14 protein-coding genes and 1 tRNA gene are annotated in these 19,494 nt (G+C 38.8%); 4 read left to right on the forward strand and 11 right to left on the reverse strand.

Annotation, left to right across the window (positions count from 1 at the left end; translation table 11 throughout):
- Window positions 1-88 precede the first annotated feature (88 nt).
- From ACNART_RS12015 to ACNART_RS12045, 7 genes are all read right to left on the reverse strand, one after another.
- Entirely contained in the window at window positions 89-433 is a 345-nt protein-coding gene (locus tag ACNART_RS12015; RefSeq protein ID WP_023582946.1) for a DUF4156 domain-containing protein, read from the reverse strand.
- A 325-nt stretch (window positions 434-758) separates the two neighbouring features.
- Window positions 759-2,390 (reverse strand): Na+/H+ antiporter, encoded by a 1,632-nt coding sequence (locus ACNART_RS12020; RefSeq protein WP_368927965.1) that lies wholly within the window; start codon window positions 2,388-2,390, stop codon window positions 759-761.
- Between the two features lie 210 nt (window positions 2,391-2,600).
- The gene (locus ACNART_RS12025; RefSeq protein ID WP_368927964.1) at window positions 2,601-3,530 is read right to left on the reverse strand and encodes a nucleotidyl transferase AbiEii/AbiGii toxin family protein; all 930 of its coding nucleotides are present in this window, start codon (window positions 3,528-3,530) and stop codon (window positions 2,601-2,603) included.
- The gene (gene abiEi / locus ACNART_RS12030) at window positions 3,523-4,056 is read right to left on the reverse strand and encodes a type IV toxin-antitoxin system AbiEi family antitoxin (protein WP_198621033.1); all 534 of its coding nucleotides are present in this window, start codon (window positions 4,054-4,056) and stop codon (window positions 3,523-3,525) included. Before abiEi ends, ACNART_RS12025 begins: the two co-directional genes overlap by 8 nt.
- 336 nt (window positions 4,057-4,392) lie before the next feature.
- A complete protein-coding gene (gene groL / locus ACNART_RS12035; protein ID WP_198621032.1) occupies window positions 4,393-6,039 on the reverse strand; it encodes a chaperonin GroEL in 1,647 nt (548 codons plus the stop codon).
- A gap of 52 nt (window positions 6,040-6,091) precedes the next feature.
- Window positions 6,092-6,385 (reverse strand): co-chaperone GroES, encoded by a 294-nt coding sequence (locus ACNART_RS12040; RefSeq protein ID WP_036914050.1) that lies wholly within the window; start codon window positions 6,383-6,385, stop codon window positions 6,092-6,094.
- A gap of 169 nt (window positions 6,386-6,554) precedes the next feature.
- A complete protein-coding gene (locus ACNART_RS12045) occupies window positions 6,555-7,061 on the reverse strand; it encodes an FxsA family protein (RefSeq protein WP_198621031.1) in 507 nt (168 codons plus the stop codon).
- A gap of 374 nt (window positions 7,062-7,435) precedes the next feature.
- Between ACNART_RS12045 and aspA the strand changes: the two genes are divergently transcribed.
- From aspA to ACNART_RS12065, 4 genes are all read left to right on the forward strand, one after another.
- Window positions 7,436-8,860, forward strand: coding sequence for an aspartate ammonia-lyase (aspA, locus tag ACNART_RS12050; RefSeq protein WP_109374261.1), 1,425 nt, complete (start codon window positions 7,436-7,438; stop codon window positions 8,858-8,860).
- A 158-nt stretch (window positions 8,861-9,018) separates the two neighbouring features.
- Entirely contained in the window at window positions 9,019-10,344 is a 1,326-nt protein-coding gene (locus ACNART_RS12055; RefSeq protein ID WP_198621030.1) for an anaerobic C4-dicarboxylate transporter, read from the forward strand.
- A gap of 183 nt (window positions 10,345-10,527) precedes the next feature.
- Window positions 10,528-11,100 (forward strand): division control transcriptional repressor DicD, encoded by a 573-nt coding sequence (dicD, locus tag ACNART_RS12060; protein ID WP_109374260.1) that lies wholly within the window; start codon window positions 10,528-10,530, stop codon window positions 11,098-11,100.
- Between the two features lie 296 nt (window positions 11,101-11,396).
- A tRNA-Phe gene (locus ACNART_RS12065) sits at window positions 11,397-11,472 on the forward strand.
- Between the two features lie 178 nt (window positions 11,473-11,650).
- Here ACNART_RS12065 and ACNART_RS12070 read toward each other — a convergent pair.
- The 4 genes from ACNART_RS12070 to ACNART_RS12085 form a co-directional block, all read right to left on the reverse strand.
- Window positions 11,651-12,910 (reverse strand): HlyD family type I secretion periplasmic adaptor subunit, encoded by a 1,260-nt coding sequence (locus ACNART_RS12070; protein WP_198621029.1) that lies wholly within the window; start codon window positions 12,908-12,910, stop codon window positions 11,651-11,653.
- A 16-nt stretch (window positions 12,911-12,926) separates the two neighbouring features.
- On the reverse strand, window positions 12,927-15,092 hold the full coding sequence (locus tag ACNART_RS12075) for a type I secretion system permease/ATPase (protein WP_198621028.1): 2,166 nt from the start codon (window positions 15,090-15,092) through the stop codon (window positions 12,927-12,929).
- 24 nt (window positions 15,093-15,116) lie between these two features.
- Window positions 15,117-16,370 (reverse strand): TolC family protein, encoded by a 1,254-nt coding sequence (locus ACNART_RS12080; RefSeq protein WP_198621027.1) that lies wholly within the window; start codon window positions 16,368-16,370, stop codon window positions 15,117-15,119.
- 102 nt (window positions 16,371-16,472) lie between these two features.
- A partial coding sequence (locus tag ACNART_RS12085; protein ID WP_416303607.1) for an Ig-like domain-containing protein occupies window positions 16,473-19,494 on the reverse strand: 3,022 nt, incomplete at its 5' end.

Raw genomic sequence — 19,494 nt, forward strand, 5'->3', positions numbered from 1 at the left:
AAAAGCTGTAGCTCAATTCAAATAGATGAAGTGACTACAGCTTTTTATCTATTAGCAGACTAATAAATAGTGAATAAATAAAATGCCCTTATTGGCATTTGTAAACTTGTCCACTCATTTTGCTATCTAATGGTGCAAAGCTATCAACAAAGCTACCTGCGCCAGTACCAACGTTAAAAATAACGTTACCACCCATTGCGGCTGCTTTATTACGTAGATCGTTAGCAGCACCTCGCAGTGATTGGCTTTCAGTACGGGAACCTGATAACCAGTTATTTTGAACACCAGTCACTGTTCCTAATAATTGGCATTCACTGCCTGGTTGCGTATCAGTGATTTGTACCTGTGAGCCCGCAGTGCTTAATGTGTTTGTTGCAGAACAGCCTGCTAGTAACAACGCAGCAGCAGCTCCCAATAACAATTTAATTCGCATGATCCCCTCATTTATTTGAGTGTCCGTTTAGTAATGACAACAATATACCTTGTCATCTCTCTTATGCGCAAAAATAAATCATCATCACTATCTCACATTAGCCAATAGCCTTAAGATATTATTTTCGCTTCAAACTTATTTTAACGTACAAATTCAGCTTTGAGATAGACAAAGCAATAATGCCCCTATTCTACACCGCTTTTATGCTTTTAAAACGATCTGACCTATTTTCAGCCTACACAGTGCGAGAATGAACACACAATTAGTTCATTTTTTTAAAAATCTTCAGACAGCAAACCGCTATCTGAAGATAATATTGAACAAATTAGCTCAAATGATGATTCAACGCTTCTTCTTTTAAATCTAATTCATGGCGTAAACGATGAAAAATATGTTCGCTAATATGACGTGATTTACGTAACTGCTGTAATGTATCGCGCTCTATTTTTAATGCACTGCGAGACAACTGACGCTCCATGCTAAACAAGCGTTTCAGATCAAGCGCCCCTTCTTGCACACTGTCTTCACTATCAAGACGACGGCTATAAATTTCTAATAAATGTGAACCTGCCTCATTGCGTAGTGACATCTCATCAAGATCTTCACAAGGTTGGTTCATTAGCTCATTAATATGCGCAATCGCCGCTTCGTTTAACGCCAAACGCGTACGAATTTCATCATTTTCATAAGGTAAATCTTCTGATAGCCCTTTAGTTAAAATCGGCAATGCAATTGTGGCTATCAATAATGAACAGAGAATAACGCCCATGGAAATAAAGATGGCGAGATCTCGTGTTGGGAAAGGTGAACCATCTGTCATTAATAAAGGAAGGGTTAAGATACCTGCTAGTGTAATCGCACCTCTAACACCCGCTGTTGCCATAATCGCCATTAAGCGCAGATCATGACGAGATAAACGTTTATTAGGAGAACGGAATACCGTCAGCGACATCGATACCCATACCCACGAAAAACGCAGTACAGCAAGTCCGATTGTAATAACGATAATATAACCTACAACTGCCCAAGGATTAGTTGCACCCGCCGATTGCGTCACTTCAGGTAAAATTTTCCACATTGCAGGAAGTTGTTCGCCTAATAGAATAAAAATCATGCCATTAAGTGCAACCTGAACCGTATCCCAAACCGCTTTACTTTGCATACGTGTCGCTGCTTGCATACGACCCACGATTTTTTCGTAGTGCATTGCAATACCAGCAACAACCGCTGCTAAGATCCCAGATACATGGAAATGCTCCGCTAATAAATAAGCAATAAACGGCATCAATAAGCTGATCAAGATTTGGATAGCTGGATCTTCACCAGTACGTTTAACCAAAAACTGATTTAATCGCCCAATCACGCCAGCCACAATCAAACCAATCGCAGCACCACCTAAAGCAACTAATAAAAATTGCCCCGTTGCTGAAGCAATAGAAAAAGAACCTGTTAATGCTGCTCCGACCGCAAAGCTAAAACAGACTAAGCCTGTAGCGTCATTAAGCAACGACTCGCCTTCTAAAATATGTGTCATACGTGAAGGAAGTGGCGAATTGACTGTCATTGCAGACACAGAAACAGGATCGGTTGGCGATAAAATCGCGGCTAATGCAAAAGCAATCGCAAGCGAAATAGAAGGAATAAGCCAATGAATAAAAAAGCCCATCCCAATTACGGTAACAACAACTAAACCGATCGCTAACGACATAATCGGTTTAATCTCTTGGAACAACGCCTCTTTGGGAATACGCCAACCATCTAAAAACAGCAATGGAGGAATAAAGAGGAACAAGAAAAGATGTGGATCAAACGCCACTTCAAAGCCAAAGATCGACAAACATGCGCCAACCGCAATTTGGATTAATGGCAAAGGAATTTTTTCTGACAGTAATCGTGAGATAAACACACTCACAATCACGGCAAAAAGAAAGATAAGTACAATTGCGACGACAGACATGGTGAGCCCCCCAATTTATTTAATATTTTTTAAGCGGTGCAGTAAAAACGATCTGTTGCCTAATTGTAAAGAAATAAGTTGTTTCTAATTATATATAAAATGAATTATCTGATAATTCTGAAATAAAACGGCATAAAAAGACCCGAGTCTACGAAGTGACCTTAGTCATTAGGGTCACTTCATTATCTAGATCTGGGCTTAAATTGTTATCTACATTTCAAATTTTTTCTCTGATTTCGGATCTTTGCTACCATAGATATCTGTTTGGATAGTAATCAGCAATTCGTGAAGGGTTGATTGTAGAAATATCAGAAAATCCGGCTGATTGATGGTTCTCTCTACTACGGATACGGGTAAAAAGCGTTTCATTTCACCTTCAAATCTGGCACTTTTCACCAGTATGGGTAAAGAGCCAATCCTTTCCTGTAACACCCCTTCAAATTCATCATTCAGTTTATAATCAGCAATCTTTTTCATGACCAATTCAGCGTCAGGTTTTGCACCTTGCTGATGTAACCATACCAAATCCCACATATCTCGATATCGAATATGACTTGTCGTTGCTGGGAAAGATACCAATTTATCAGCCATAATTTCTGTGAGTTCTTCCACGCGAATAATGAGATCAGAGTATCCACTTGGGAGCTGCTCATAGTTTGAAACAAGTGTTTTTATACTTTGTGTGTACGCTGGGATATTGGCTATTTCTATTTTGATTTTCTGTTTCGGCAAATCATTTTTATCCTGATTGGTCGTCACTGAAATTTGCCATTTATCAACTTTAACATCAGCGTATTCCGGCTCCTTTCTCAATTCTTTAGGTTCTTTAACAACGACCTCTAATCCATAACGTTCACCAACATACTTTTCAATGCAGCCTTTAATTTCAAGCATCTGCTCTGAACAAAAGTCACGACCACCAGCAAAATCCAGATCTTCACTAAACCTGTTTGAGTTATAGCAAAGCCTGAGTGATGTACCACCTTGAAATGTAAGACTCTTTAAAAGACCTGCCGAAGATAAAGCAAAAATAATGTCATAGTAAAACAATTCCTTTTCTACGACAGGTCTATTGGAGACATAGCCTTTTTGCATGACAATATCATCAACCAATTTGTTAAAATCAACGAGGTCAGTCATTATAAAGTTCCTCTGGTTGAATGAGGTGTGTGTTTCTACCAACCCGTATCAAGTCTTTAACAGCCGTTTCCTTCGTCGCGATCCTCATCGGCCCTCTTCCTTTTATGGTTGTATTGATGATTTCAAACGGTTTCTTTTTCGTATGAGTAATTTCAATAACTCCCCAAGGGGTTTTAAACTCACCTGAACGCCCCGTTGACATAATGGTTAATCTATCGATGGGAATCTGTGAAATAACACCATACTGAGACAAAGCTGATTCAAGGCTGACATAGTTGTAATGGCCTCGTCTAATATTTTCGGCTAAGCGCTCCAAAGGATAAGGTCCTAACGAGCCATGCGAATAGATGTATACACCTTTTGACGCTCGCTTCAACACATTAGCAGAGACCAATCGATCGACTGATTTTTGCAGTGTTTTTTGGGACTCATCAGGAAAGAGTATTTCTAAATCTCTGGTGAGAAAAATATTTCTGCCTTGATTAGCGAATTTTTCAAAAGTATTAACAGCGGTTATTAAATCCATAGTGTTACCTCAAACGAAACCACCCTTTATAAGGGGTGATTTTGTGTACTAAAGGTGTGATATGCGAATTATGTTAACAAATACCCCCCCAAAAAGGGGATATTATGTATACTAATAATAAGATATACAGGATCTGATCCAAACTCCAGAAGTGACAATTCGTGCCCAATATCGGATTTGACGAGAAAATATCAAATATTTTTTTGAAAGTTTTCGAAATTCTTTGCCCACTAAGTATTAATTTACAATAGTGATTTTCAAATCTCGATCGTATTTAGACATAAAAAAACCCGAGCCTAAGCTCGGGTTTTCTCTGTAAAACGGTAAGCTGATGAATTACATCATGCCGCCCATTCCACCCATGCCGCCCATACCGCCAGCGCCACCTAAATCCATTTTGTCATCTTTAGGTGAATCTGTGATCATTGCTTCTGTTGTGATCATCAGACCTGCGATAGATGCTGCAAATTGCAGTGCAGAACGAGTAACTTTAGTTGGATCTAAGATACCCATATCAATCATATCGCCGTAAACATCAGTTGCCGCGTTATAACCGTAGTTACCTTCACCCGCTTTCACGTTGTTTACAACAACAGATGGCTCTTCACCTGCGTTAGCAACGATTTGACGCATTGGAGATTCCATTGCACGTAATGCAACGCGGATACCCACTGTTTGTTCTTCGTTATCACCAACCATATCACGCAGAGCGTTAGCAACACGAACCAGCGCAGTACCACCACCCGCAACAACGCCTTCTTCAACCGCTGCACGAGTTGCATGCAGAGCATCGTCAACACGAGCACGTTTTTCTTTCATTTCAACTTCAGTTGCTGCACCTACTTTAATTACTGCAACACCGCCAGCTAATTTAGCAACGCGTTCTTGTAATTTTTCACGGTCATAATCTGAAGTTGCATCTTCGATTTGTTGACGGATTTGAGATACACGACCGCTGATAGCGTCTTGATCACCTAAACCATCAATAATAGTGGTTGTATCTTTGTTGATAACAACACGTTTTGCTTGACCTAAGTCTTCTAATGTTGCTTTTTCTAACTCCATGCCGATTTCTTCAGAAATCACAGCACCGTTAGTTAATGTTGCGATATCTTGCAACATTGCTTTACGACGATCACCAAAGCCAGGTGCTTTAACAGCAGCAACTTTAACGATACCACGCATGTTGTTCACAACTAATGTTGCCAGTGCTTCACCTTCAACGTCTTCTGCAATGATAAGCAGAGGTTTGTTAGCTTTAGCAACACCTTCTAAGACAGGCAGTAATTCACGGATGTTAGAAACTTTTTTATCAACTAACAGAATGAATGGGTTTTCTAATTCTGCTGTACCCGTTTCAGGTTTGTTGATGAAGTAAGGAGACAGATAACCACGGTCAAACTGCATACCTTCAACAACGTCTAGCTCGTCTTCTAAGCCAGTACCTTCTTCAACGGTGATAACACCTTCTTTACCCACTTTATCCATCGCTTGCGCGATCAGAGTACCAACGGTTTCATCAGAGTTAGCAGAAATTGTACCAACTTGAGCAATCGCCTTAGTATCTGAACATGGAACAGACAGTTTTTTCAGTTCTTCGACTGCTGCAAGAACAGCTTTGTCGATACCGCGTTTCAGATCCATAGGGTTCATGCCAGCGGCAACTGCTTTTAAGCCTTCGGCAATGATTGATTGTGCTAATACTGTTGCAGTTGTAGTACCATCACCTGCCGCATCATTGGCTTTAGAAGCAACTTCTTTCACCATCTGTGCGCCCATGTTCTCGAATTTATCTTCGAGTTCAATTTCGCGAGCAACAGATACACCATCTTTAGTAATAACAGGTGCGCCGAAAGATTTATCTAAAACAACGTTACGACCTTTAGGACCTAAAGTTACTTTAACTGCATCTGCAAGAACATTAACACCACGTAACATTTTATTACGAGCATCTACACCGAATTTGACGTCTTTAGCTGCCATCGTATATTTCCTTTGAATTCGTTCAGTTTAAGAAGATCTTAAAAGAGAAAAATTATTCTTCTACAATTGCTAAAATGTCGCTTTCAGACATGATAAGCACGTCTTCGTTATCAATTTTTTCTGTTTTAACGCCATAACCGTCGTTAAAAATTACGATATCGCCAACTTTAACATCCAGCGGTTTAACGTCGCCGTTTTCCATAATACGGCCTTGACCTACGGCTAAAATTTCGCCACGAGTTGATTTACCCGCCGCAGTGCCAGTCAGTACGATACCGCCTGCTGATTTAGCTTCGACTTCTTTACGTTTAACAATAACACGGTCATGTAATGGACGAATCTTCATTAATAGTGCTCCTATAAAAAAGTCCATATCAGGATTAAGGTTGATACCAGTGCCCAAGATGAACCAGTACCATGACGATACAGGTGGGGGCATCCAGTAAAACTTCAAGGGGAGAAGTGTGATTTTTTTTCAAATTTTCCCCATTTCAGTTGATTATGCTTTGGGCTAATTATTTTTTGTCAGAAAAATGGTCGTTATCCTGATCTTCCGTCTTATTATTCAGTTGGTTACTCGGAGAATCCTCTTTACGCTGAAACTCGCCTTCAAAGGTTGATCCATTCTGATTAGAAGAAAATCCACTTTGACCATGACCTGCTGAATAAATTTGAATTCGAGAGATCAGTTTCGTCACTAATAGTGCTTGCAATGGTGGTAATAACAACAGCAAGCCCAAGAAATCTGTAAAAAAGCCTGGGATCAACAGTAAAATACCTGCCAGTATTAATGAAACGCTTTTCACCATTTCTGCTGCTGGCACTTCACCCACTGCAAGTTTTTGTTGCATTGAAGCAATATTTTTTACGCCCTGATTTTTTACCAGTGAGACACCAACACAAGAAGTCAGCACCACAAGGAATAGTGTTGTAAGAACGCCAATAGAAGATGCCACATTGACGAAAATAACGGCTTCTATATAGATAAGAAGGCAGATAACAATTAATGGGAGCCAACGCACTTGGTTCTCCTTTTTATAAAAAAAGATTCATATTATTAATAGAAAGGAGTGTGAACTACATCTAAGGTGATGGTTTACAAACTCGCTTTTTCTTAGTTTATCTACATAATAATGGGAAGCCTAACACTCCTTTTCAAGGGGCGTTAAAAAGAGAAGTAGAACTGCAAAATCCATGAGATAGATCACAAAAAGAAAATATTTAGAGGTTATTTACGTATAAAGTGATCCAGCTTAAAGGTATTTGTTCACAACCCGAATATGATCGTGTCAGTACCAAGCAAAACGGTAAGTTATATTACATTATTAACCGTTAACGATATATTTTATTAACAAGCGCATAACTAGACAGTTAAAATTTTAATAAGAAGGTTCTCATGTCAAATAAAACTCGTATCGAAGAAGACCTGTTAGGTAAAAGAGAAGTTCCTGCTGATGCTTACTACGGCGTCCACACTTTACGTGCAATTGAAAACTTCTACATCAGTGATCGTACCATCAATGATGTTCCAGAATTCATCCGCGGTATGGTAATGGTGAAAAAAGCTGCTGCATTAGCAAACAAAGAGCTTCACACTATTCCTCGTGAAATCGCTGATACGATTATCAAAGCCTGTGACGTAGTATTAGAAACAGGTAAACACATGGATCAATTCCCAGTTGATGTATTCCAAGGCGGTGCAGGTACTTCATTAAATATGAATACCAATGAAGTTATCGCAAACATCGGTCTGGAATTAATGGGCCATCAAAAAGGTGAATACCAATACCTGAACCCAAATGACCACGTCAATAAGAGCCAATCAACAAACGACGCTTATCCTTGTGGTTTCCGTGTAGCGGTTTATAACTCTATTATCAAATTAACAGAATCTATCGAACTGCTGAAAGCAGGTTTTGATAGAAAAGCAGTTGAGTTCAAAGACATCCTGAAAATGGGTCGTACTCAATTACAAGATGCTGTACCAATGACTTTAGGTCAAGAATTCCACGCTTTCTCTGTACTGATGAAAGAAGAAATCAAAAACCTGAAACGCACTGCTGAGTTACTGTTAGAAATGAACTTAGGTGCAACAGCTATCGGTACTGGTCTGAATACAGCGCCTGGTTACCAAGAACTGTCTGTTAAAAAATTAGCAGAAGTAACTGGTTTAGCTTGTGTTCCAGCAGAAGACTTAATTGAAGCAACTTCTGACTGTGGTGCTTATGTCATGGTTCACGGTGCATTAAAACGCTTAGCTGTGAAAATGTCTAAAATCTGTAATGACTTACGTTTACTGTCCTCTGGTCCTCGTGCAGGTCTGAAAGAAATCAATCTTCCAGAACTACAAGCAGGTTCTTCAATCATGCCAGCTAAAGTAAACCCAGTTATTCCAGAAGTTGTTAACCAAGCTTGCTTTAAAGTTATCGGTAATGACACTTGTGTCACTATGGCAGCTGAAGCTGGTCAATTACAATTAAACGTAATGGAACCTGCAATTGGTCAAGCAATGTTCGAATCAATTTCTCTGTTAAGCAACGCTTGCCGTAACTTAGTAGAAAAATGTGTTGATGGTATCACTGCGAACAAAGAAATCTGTGAACACTTCGTATTTAACTCAATCGGTATCGTTACTTATCTGAACCCATTCATTGGTCACCATAACGGCGACATCGTTGGTAAGATTTGTGCAGAAACAGGTAAGAGTGTACGTGAAGTTGTTCTAGAACGTGGTTTATTAACCGAAGAACAACTGGATGATATCTTCTCTGTTGAGAACTTAAAAAACCCGGCTTACAAAGCAAAACGCTTTGATGATTAATAATTATGTTTCATAACATAACCATGTTAAACATAAGAATGAGCTCTTAAAAATACAAGGCACGGACTCTTTAAGGGACGTGCCTTTTTACTTGATTGTAAAAACAAAAATTTAACTTATCTTTCTCATTTTTTTAATTATCTCAAGGAGTAAACGCTATGTTAGCCGTAGAATTGATTATCGTTCTGCTGGCCATTTTCCTCGGTGCGAGACTTGGGGGAATTGGTATCGGGTTTGCCGGTGGTTTAGGGGTTTTAGTTTTAGCTGCTATCGGTGTTAAACCTGGTTCAATCCCTTTTGATGTTATCTCCATCATTATGGCTGTTATTGCCGCAATCTCTGCGATGCAGGTTGCTGGTGGTTTGGATTATCTTGTTGGCCAAACTGAAAAACTGTTAAGACGCAATCCAAAATACATCACAATTCTTGCGCCTATTGTGACTTATTTCTTAACTCTATTTGCAGGTACAGGGAACATCTCTTTAGCAACACTGCCAGTTATCGCTGAAGTTGCAAAAGAACAAGGCATCAAACCTTGCCGTCCTTTATCAACCGGTGTTGTTGCAGCTCAAATCGGTATTACTGCATCTCCTATCTCTGCGGCTGTTGTTTACATGGCTTCTGTCATGGAAAACCCTGCAATGGTGGGTGAAGGTAACACTGTAAGTTATATCACTCTGCTGTCTATCTTATTACCAGCAACTTTCCTTGCTATCATTCTGATGTCATTTATCGTGTCTTGGGTATTTAACTCAAAACTGTCTGATGATGCTGTCTATCGTGAGCGTTTAGAACAAGGTCTGGTTGAATTACGTGGTAGCCAAGAACGTAGAGAAACATTATCAGGTGCTAAATCATCTGTAATGCTGTTCTTACTGGGTGTTGTCTGTGTTGTAACTTATGCAATTATCAACAGCCCAAGCTTAGGTATCGTGAAAGAACCGTTAATGAACACCACTAACGCCATTCTTATCATCATGCTGAGTGTTGCAACCTTAATCACTGTTTTCTGTAAAGTGAAAACTGACAACATCCTAAACTCAAGCACCTTTAAAGCTGGTATGAGTGCATGTATCTGTATTCTGGGTGTTGCATGGTTAGGTGATACTTTCGTTTCAAGTAACATCGATTGGATCAAACTGACTGCGGGTGACTTAATCACTGGCCATCCTTGGTTATTAGCAGTTATCTTCTTCTTCTGTTCTGCTCTGTTATATTCTCAAGCAGCAACAGCGAAAGCGTTAATGCCAATGGCTTTAGCATTAGGTGTAACTCCATTAACTGCAATTGCTTCTTTCTCTGCGGTTTCTGGTCTGTTCATTCTGCCAACTTACCCAACATTGGTTGCAGCAGTTCAAATGGATGACACAGGTACAACTCGTATCGGTAAATTAGTCTTCAACCACCCATTCTTTATCCCAGGTACTATTGGTGTGGTATTAGCTGTCGGATTTGGTTTCCTCTTCGGCGGTATGATTTTGTAGTTTGAAGTAAAAAATTAAAACATTGCAAAAAAGTGCTTAGCACTTAAAAGAAATAAAAAATAAGAAAATACCCTGTCACAAGATGGGGTATTTTCATTTTAGCTTATCGCTCCTCGCTTTCATTTTTAGCTAAAGTCTGCTAATTATGATGTTCTCGCGACAACGTGATTTAAGGAGATTTCCGTGCAACGTGAAGCGTTATTAGACCACGTACTTATCCAATTAGAGCAATACGGCTTAGCTGCAACCTTACCTGAGCTTCTTCAAGATTCGGGTATCAACGAATCTGATCTTCACCCTTTCTGGCCTGATAGAGATGCATTGATTTTTGATTGTCTTCGCCACCACGGACAGCAAATTGATATTTGGCAACGCCAAGTAATGTTAGATGAAGAACTCTCTATCGAACAAAAACTACTGGCACGTTACGATCAACTCGCTATGCGTTTAGAAAAAAACCGATTCCCAGGTTGTTTATTTGTTGCTGCTTGTAGCGCATATCCTGATGAGCACTCTCAAATCCACCAATTAAGCCAACGTCAAAAACAAAGCTCATTTGATTACTCTAGAACGCTACTACGCGAGCTTGATATCGAAGATAGCGAGTTAGTTGCCAAACAGATGGAGCTCATCTTAGAAGGCTGTTTAAGCCGTTTAATGGTGAATCATCATGCTGATGATATTATTACAGCAAAATTATTGGCAGAAGATATTCTTAAGATTGCTCAATGCCGAAAAAATGGTGCATTAAGTTAGTTGTAAGCGTTAGAAAACGAGACAAATGATCTGTTTTTTTGTTTGTACTCAATTTCTATCTGTAGAGTAGCAAAAAACAAATTTAATCATCAAAAAAAGAGAAGGTTTTCTCTTTGATATGCAAAAAAGTGAATATCTTTACTGATTGTTATTTAAGCATTTTTTACTAAAAAATAGCTTATGATGAAAATTTAAACTCGAATAGAGTAAAAAGAAAGCAAACAAACTTATTTTTGCATTTTTTATTAAAAAGACGTTGACGCATCACGCTGAATACGGTTTAATGCGCCTCGTTAGCCCGAATAGCTCAGTCGGTAGAGCAGGGGATTGAAAATCCCCGTGTCCTTGGTTCGATTCCGAGTTCGGGCACCATCTTTAGAAAAACCAGCCTTAGGGCTGGTTTTTTGCTTTCTACTCTTCATAATTTTCAATATCTCTTTTCAAACGAGACAATCCCTTTATTGCATTATGACTTTTCTTGTTCTCTTAAAATATTATTTCTAATGCAGCCTTATTATATGAACAAGACTGCATAATATTAAAAATAGAATTATCTTTCTTGTAATGCTTGTTTCATCCTAGTTATTGGCTTAATCAAATATTGAAATACTGTTTTTTCACCCGTCTTAATATCCACACCAGCAATCATCCCTGGAATGACAGGTAATTCCTTTCCGTTTTTGTCAGTAAGATGACTACTCTGTGTAGTGACTAACACACGATAAAAAGCTTCATCTTGATTGAGTTTTAAATCACTAGGTCTCTTTTGATCATGCAATGTATCTGGGCTAACTAAAGTAACAATACCTTCCAATCCACCATAAATAGCGTAATCATAAGCAGTTAGTTTGACTAATGCAGGCATTCCTGTACGGACATAAGCAACATCTCTCGGGCTGATATAAGCCTCAACTAATAGTTGGTCTTCCAATGGGACAATTTCCATAATATCCTGCCCTGCTGAAATTACTCCGCCAACAGTATTAATACGTATATTTTTGACTATACCTCTTAATGGAGCCCGTATTAATGCTCGTTCGACCGGATCAGCACGCCCTGCCATATTTTCCCTTGCCTGAGCTAATTCTGCTTCCGTTTTAACTAATTCAGCACTTGCTTCCGTTAGATATTTATTTTTCTTTTCATTTATCTGAGATTGAATATCGGCTGACTGTCGCTCCATTCGCAACAATTCCACAGCAGACATCGCACCTTGTGCAACAATAGGTCTTGTTATTGCGATCTCTCTGTCTAATAAAGCTTTGCTTTTTTGTAAATTATTTACCCCTGATCCCAGCGCCTCTTTACGTATATTGTATACCGTTGTTTCACGCGCCACTAAATCAGCGGCTAATCCCTCAGGGAATTTTAGTTCAGTAGAATATGCCTCCGCTTTAAGTCTTGCTCGAATGGCTTCAAGATTATCAACTTTCGCTTCACTCTCTCTCAAAATAGCCGAGGAACGGGTATCATCCAGAGTCAGCAATACCTGTCCTTTTTCAACAATATCCCCTTCCTTGACTTCCATGCTTTTTAATATTCCAGCATCCAGTGTCTGAATGATCTGTTCCCGGCTGCTGGGAATAATACTACCCTGCCCACGAGTAACTTCTTCAAGACTACTGTTCCATGCCCAAATAACAAAAATAATCAAAAAAATCAGCAACATTGTGATCATCATAAAGCTCTTATGATGTTTTTCGTGCTGAAGTGCTGCATGTAAGTCATTTAGAAGTGCTAAGTCCTTATTAGAAAAAGCTTCTTTAGAATGACTTGGAGGCGTCACTTGTTTTTTATTTAATTCATTCATTTCAACGTTCTCAATCTTACTTATCTATTTTGGCTTTTGAGTGAACAGTCATTTGTTTTTCTTTTTCATTTTTAGCTAACTGCTGTAAAACCGCATCTCTATGGCCATCCATCACAACTTTACCGTTATCAACAACAATTATTCGGTTGACGATACTCAGAACCTGAGGTCGATGAGTAACAACTAATAATGTTCTTGTGCGACACCATGCTGAAATGGCATTTAATGCCTGAATTTCTGAATATTGATCAAGTCCCGTTGTTGGTTCATCAAGTAAGACAACTTTTGGATTTCTCATCGTCATTCTAGCCAAAGCAACAATTTGTTTTTGCCCACCAGAAAGACCTAACCCATTCTCCCCCAAGGACATATCTAAGCCTCTTGGATGCTTTTTAATGACTTTATCTAAACCAAATCGCTTTAGAGCTACAATCAAATCTTGATCACTAGAAAAACCATCCATACGAGCTAAATCAAGATTCTCTCTTAAGCTACCTAAAAATAGCCTTGGTTCCTGCTCTAATAACAACACCTGATTACGCAAATAATGAGGATCTATTTGGCGAATATCGACATCATCTAGTGTGATGTTCCCTTGTTCCGTCGGATATAACCCAGCTGCTAATTTTAAAGTCGTTGATTTACCACTGCCAATACGCCCAAGTATTCCAACTTTTTCACCCGGCTTTATTTCAAATGATAAATTTTTCACTACACTGCTACTATCTTGATTATAAGCAAATGAAACATTTTGGAATTTTATATTTCCATTCATTTGTTTTAACGTAATATATTTCCTATCAGGTTCACGTTCTGAAGGTCTTTCAACGATGCCGTTTACACCTTTTAATGCGACCCAAGCCTGTTGAAAACGTATAGCTAAACCCGCAATTTGCCCTAATGGTGATAATGCTCTACCGGATAAAATAACTGTTGCAATTAAAGCCCCCATCGTAATTTTATTTGCAGGATCATCACTATGAATTAAATAAGTACCGATAATAACTAAAAATATCGTATTTAACTGTTGCATCATAACAGCAAAATAAATAACAAAATTACTGATATTTTTAACTTTCATTGATGAAGAAGCTGTTTTTGCCGTGTAATAATCCCAACGCTTTTGTGCCCAACTCATTGCATTATTCGTTTTTAACGTTTCTATACCTTCAATAGCTTCTACTGCTAATCCTTGTCTTTGAGATGATTCCTTCATCGATTCATTAATATATTTTGATAAAGGTATTTGAGCTAAAAGCCCAACAATAATAACCAGTGGAATTATCGTAAGTGGTACAAAAGCTAAATTGCCCCCAACAAGCGCAATTACAGATACAAATAAAATTAAAAAAGGCATATCTACTAATGTTAATAAACTCGCACTCGTCATAAAATCACGGACAGATTCGAAATCTCGTAAATTATTAACATAGGAACCAGATGATATAGGTCTTTCCTGTAATTTAAGATTGGTAACCTTTCTAAATAAAGCCGAGCTGATAATTAGGTCAGCTTTTTTACCAGCAATATCAGTTAACCGTCCTCGGATCATCTTTGCTGTAAATTCAAATAATATTGCAAGAATTACACCAATACTTAAAACCCAGAGAGTTTGATATGACTTATTTGGTATCACTCTGTCATAAACATTCATGACATATAATGAACTAACAAGTGCTAGAAAATTAATCACAAAAGTGGCGAGAATAATTTGATAATAATATTTTTTAAAGCGCCAAATAACTTTAAAAAACCATGCCTTAGGCATCGTATATTCGGGCAATTCTGAACGTACATCTGTTGCGATACGAGGCTTAATAAACCAACAATAACCTAAATACTTTTCATTTAATTCTGATTGAGTTAACCAAACAGATAAACCATCGACTTGCTGAATTTTATATTTACGTTGCCCAGTTTCATCAAATGAAATTTCTGTTAAAACGGCACTCTCTTCATTTTTTAATAATAATAATACTGGCATAGCCAGAGAGGGAATATCATCTAATAAACGTTGTGATAATGTATTTTCAAATCCTTCACTCTTCAGATATTCAATCAGTGATGAAAAATCAATTCCCATCTTTGCGGTACGGATTGTATGCGCAGTTAGTGTAGCCACGGATAAATGTGTGCCTAATAACTGAGTTGTAAGAGAAAGACCTTCTATGATCAATTTCATAACTACAATATTTACCTTAATTTATTAGTGTGTGAGTGAATTAAGTGCCCAGCGAGAAAGTGTTCCTTGTGCATACAAATAATCAAGCATCCCGTGTCTGAGATCGCCCAATGTTGTGGCGTAAGATAATTCAACATCAGATAACTCTTTTTCTGCATTCAAAACATCTAACAAAGAACGGCGTGCAACATTAAATTGTAATTGATAAAAATCGACTACTTTTGTCGATGATAAAATTTGTGCATCTAATATCTTTAATTTTTGAGTACTTTTTTGGATATTAATTACCGATAAACGTCTTGCTTCTTCAATGTCTCGAATAACCCTATCCATTCTCTGTTGAGCCGCATTTAACTGACTTACTTTTTCATCAACAGAATATAATGATGAAAAATTAATAATATCCCATGTCACATCAATACCTATCTGACGATCATCTTTAGTCATATTTCCAGTTAAATTAATTCTTGGTAATTGTTTTTTATTTTCAACTTTAACGCCCATTTTTTTAGCGTCTATATCGGCTTGGCTCACAAGATAGGCCGGATTTTGATTATTATTTTCCGCAGTGAATTCTCTATACATATCACTGACTGTCATTCCATCAAAAGGATTGACAAGATCACTCTCTCCAACCGGAAACCCTGTATATTTTGATAACGTACTCAGCGTTGTCATTAATTCTTTTTCATAATAGTTAATATCTTGCTCTACTAATATTTTTCTTGCTTCTGCCTGAACATATTCAGAAATACGCCCTTCATCATTACGGGCTATCACATTTAATTCAGAGATAATTCTATTATGCCTATCTAAGCTTTTTTTCTTTACCGCAATAGATTCTTTGGCTAACAATGCTTTTAAATAGAGATCTGATATGGTGTAAGCGACATTTTCTTTCGTTTCGCTATATTTAAATTGATAATAGAGCTGTTCTTTTTCATTACGTTCAACATCATTTTCTATTCCACCAAAAGAATAGAGATTTAATTCTCCTCTTAGTCCTGGAGTAAAACTATTATTATCATAATCACTTTCATCACGATGATATTGTCCTAATAATTTATTTCCAGTGACGCTTATTACGGGAAAATGTTGAGCCCTAGCCTGATTAACTCTTGCAACCGCTATATCTATATCGGCTTTAGCTTCTAATAACTCGGGCGCATTATTTAATGAGTTATTTAATATATATTTTAAAGAATTCGCATGTGAATTAAATAATACGCCTCCAAAAATAACAAACGTTATTATTTTGAGTTTATTTATAGAAAACACAGATATTACCTCTAATAAAAAATACAATCTAAATATAGAAATTTATGATTGGATAATAAGGCTGCTCGAACGAGCAGCCTTAGATTTAATTAAAACAGATAATTAGAAAACACCTCCATTATCAATAATATTATTATCGATATAGACATTAGCACCACTTGCACTACTGTAAAGCGTATAAGTATGCTCAGTGCCATCTAATGCAGTTGCTTTAGTTGTTGTGGCTGTAGCGGTAAATGTCCCTAAGGTGTTAACTCCGTCAGCCCCTAAATCAACTTTATCATTAGCATCACCGGAAATATAAATCGTTGAATTTGCATTCATTCCCAATACATCCGATGCTGTTAATTTGACGGTTTGAGATGCATTATCTACTTTCAGATCACTGCCAACAGTCATATCAACTTTCTCGAAGCCAGCAATACCTTCATCTTTCCCTGTCGCCAGATTGACAGAAATAGTCCCTGTCAGAACCAGAGTATCACTACCTTCTCCACCATTAATATAACCCTGATTACCAATAGGTTTAGGATCATAGTCTTTTGTCAGAACAACGATATCATCACCAGCACCCGCATCAATGGTTATTTTACCATTTGAAATAGTGCCTATTTTGATTGTGTCATTCCCGTCACCACCATCAATGGTCGTCGCAGCTGAACCTAAAGTTGCACCAGTGGAATCAAATACATCATCTCCTGCCCCTAGTGAAATAGTTGTGTTATATGCCCCCTCAGTGACGGTAACAGTATCATTGCCGTCCCCCATAGAAACAGTAGCACCACCATAAATCCACCCAGCAGTTAAGGTATCAGTATTATCACCAACAGAAACATTACCAGTTAGGTTTTTAGTGATAGTGATATTATCACTACCGTATCCACCTAGAATTTCACCAGATACAGAACCATAAATAGTGACAGTATTAACATCCGTAACCGCGTCAATATTATTGTCATTACCCAGACTGAAATTGCCACCATCCTGATAAACAGAAAGATACTCTTTTGGCAGATTTGACTTAGCTTGAGTACCACTCCCCAGATCTAATAAACCAGATAATTCAGTATTATTTTGAGAATTAGCATCACCTTGGGTAAAAGTATCACTGCCTGAGCCAAGATAGATTTGGCCAGCATTTGTTACCCCTGTACGTTTAATCGTAACGGTGTCATCACCAGATTCCATAAAGAGATAACTGCCAGCATACATAACACGCAACGCCGTATTCATACCATCCATAGTAAAAGTATCATTACCTTCACCAGCATAGACTCGGGTATTGGCTAACATATTACCGCGAACCACCATCAGATCATCACCAGCCCCTAAATCAACAGTTGTAATACTTTGATTACCATCTGTTTTTGTACCATCAGGTCCATTATCTGAAGAGTTGGCCACATTGCTGTATGATGAAGTTTCGCTACCATCCTGATAATAACCAACATAAATTGTATCGTTATAATCAGTTGTTAACATAGGATCAGCATCACCGCTGTTAACACCGATGGTATATCCAAAATCGTTTGTTCCCGCTTTAGATGAGGATAACGAATATTTCAGCGTAAAATCACCATCCAGATTACGTAATGAAATCGGGTTACCATCATAAATAACACCCGTTGCTGAAGCACCCGCATTATTTACTATATCTGTTGCGGCTGTAGCGTTATCAGATGTTCCCGTAATGGTTGCAACCACTTTTTCCATACCCTCGGCATTAAATGCATTTTGGTTAGCTTCCATTGTTGGATCAACCATAAATGAAACACTCTTAGAGCCAGCAGGAATAACAACCGTTACTGTTGATGCACCATCATACGTTACTTTGCCTGTGTCACCATGCAGGACAATTTTTCCGTCGTGCTGAGAGCCTGCAAGCGTTGAATAATCTGGCGCACTGGCATGACCCACACCATTTGTTAAGGTTATTGTCACAGTCACATCTTGTGCTGCAACAGAATCCAAAGCAACGGTATACACTAATCCGGTAGTACCATCTGTGTCTTCAACGGTTGCAGGAACTTCAGTTACTTCACCGGAAACAGAGGCATCTGCACTAATCTTATCCCCTTTGCTATCCGTTGATGTTGTATCAACACTGATACTCACTGTCGGTAACACATCTGTTTTAGATGTTGCTGTTGCCGGATCACTTTCATTACCACTTGGATCTTTAGCAACTGCGGTCACTTCACTGTTATCTTTTACATTATCAGATGGAATAGTAGTGTTATTACCCTGACTGTCTGGGATCAAATTAGGATCACTAGATGTCCAGCCATTATCCCCTTTCTCCATTGTTACAGTCTGTTTATCACCATTTTCATCCTCAAAGGTAATTTCTACGGTATCACCTTTATTTGCATCCCCCGGCAGTTCAACGGAAACAGAACCATTATCTTCCGCATTTAATACTGGTGCTGATGGTGCAACTGTATCGACCATAAAGTCTGTTGCCTTACTCTCACCACTCGTGTTGCCCGCAGGATCGGTAATTTCTGCTTTCACAGAATAATTGCCATCCGGAGTTGCTTTATCTGCCGGAATAGTCACTTCGGCTTTACCCGCAGTCACTTCATCCGCCGTCAGTGTGTGTTCAACGGTGTCAGTGCTACCGTCAGGTTTGGTGATCGTCAGGGTGAGTTTATCCCCTTCCGCACTGCCTGCTGGCACGGTCACTTCGGTTTGTACGCCGTCTTTTAACTCGTCGGCATTTACACCATTAGTCGCTTCTGGGATCGTGACTACAGGGGTTGTATCTACCACGCCGTCACCGTCGGTGTCGCCTGGAATTTGAGTGTCGACCGTAAAGTCGGTTGGTTGACCTTTTCCACTGGTATTACCCGCAGGATCGGTAATTTCAGCCGTAACAGAGTAGTTACCGTCTGCCGTCACTTTATCTGCCGGAATAGTCACTTCGGCTTTACCCGCAGTCACTTCATCCGCCGTCAGTGTGTGTTCAACGGTGTCAGTGCTACCGTCAGGTTTGGTGATCGTCAGGGTGAGTTTGTCCCCTTCCGCACTGCCTGCTGGTACGGTCACTTCGGTTTGTACGCCGTCTTTTAGCTCGTCGGCATTTACACCATTAGTCGCTTCTGGGATCGTGACTACAGGGGTT

The organism is Proteus sp. LHD240705 (assembly GCF_047921555.1).
Taxonomy (GTDB): Bacteria; Pseudomonadota; Gammaproteobacteria; order Enterobacterales; family Enterobacteriaceae; genus Proteus.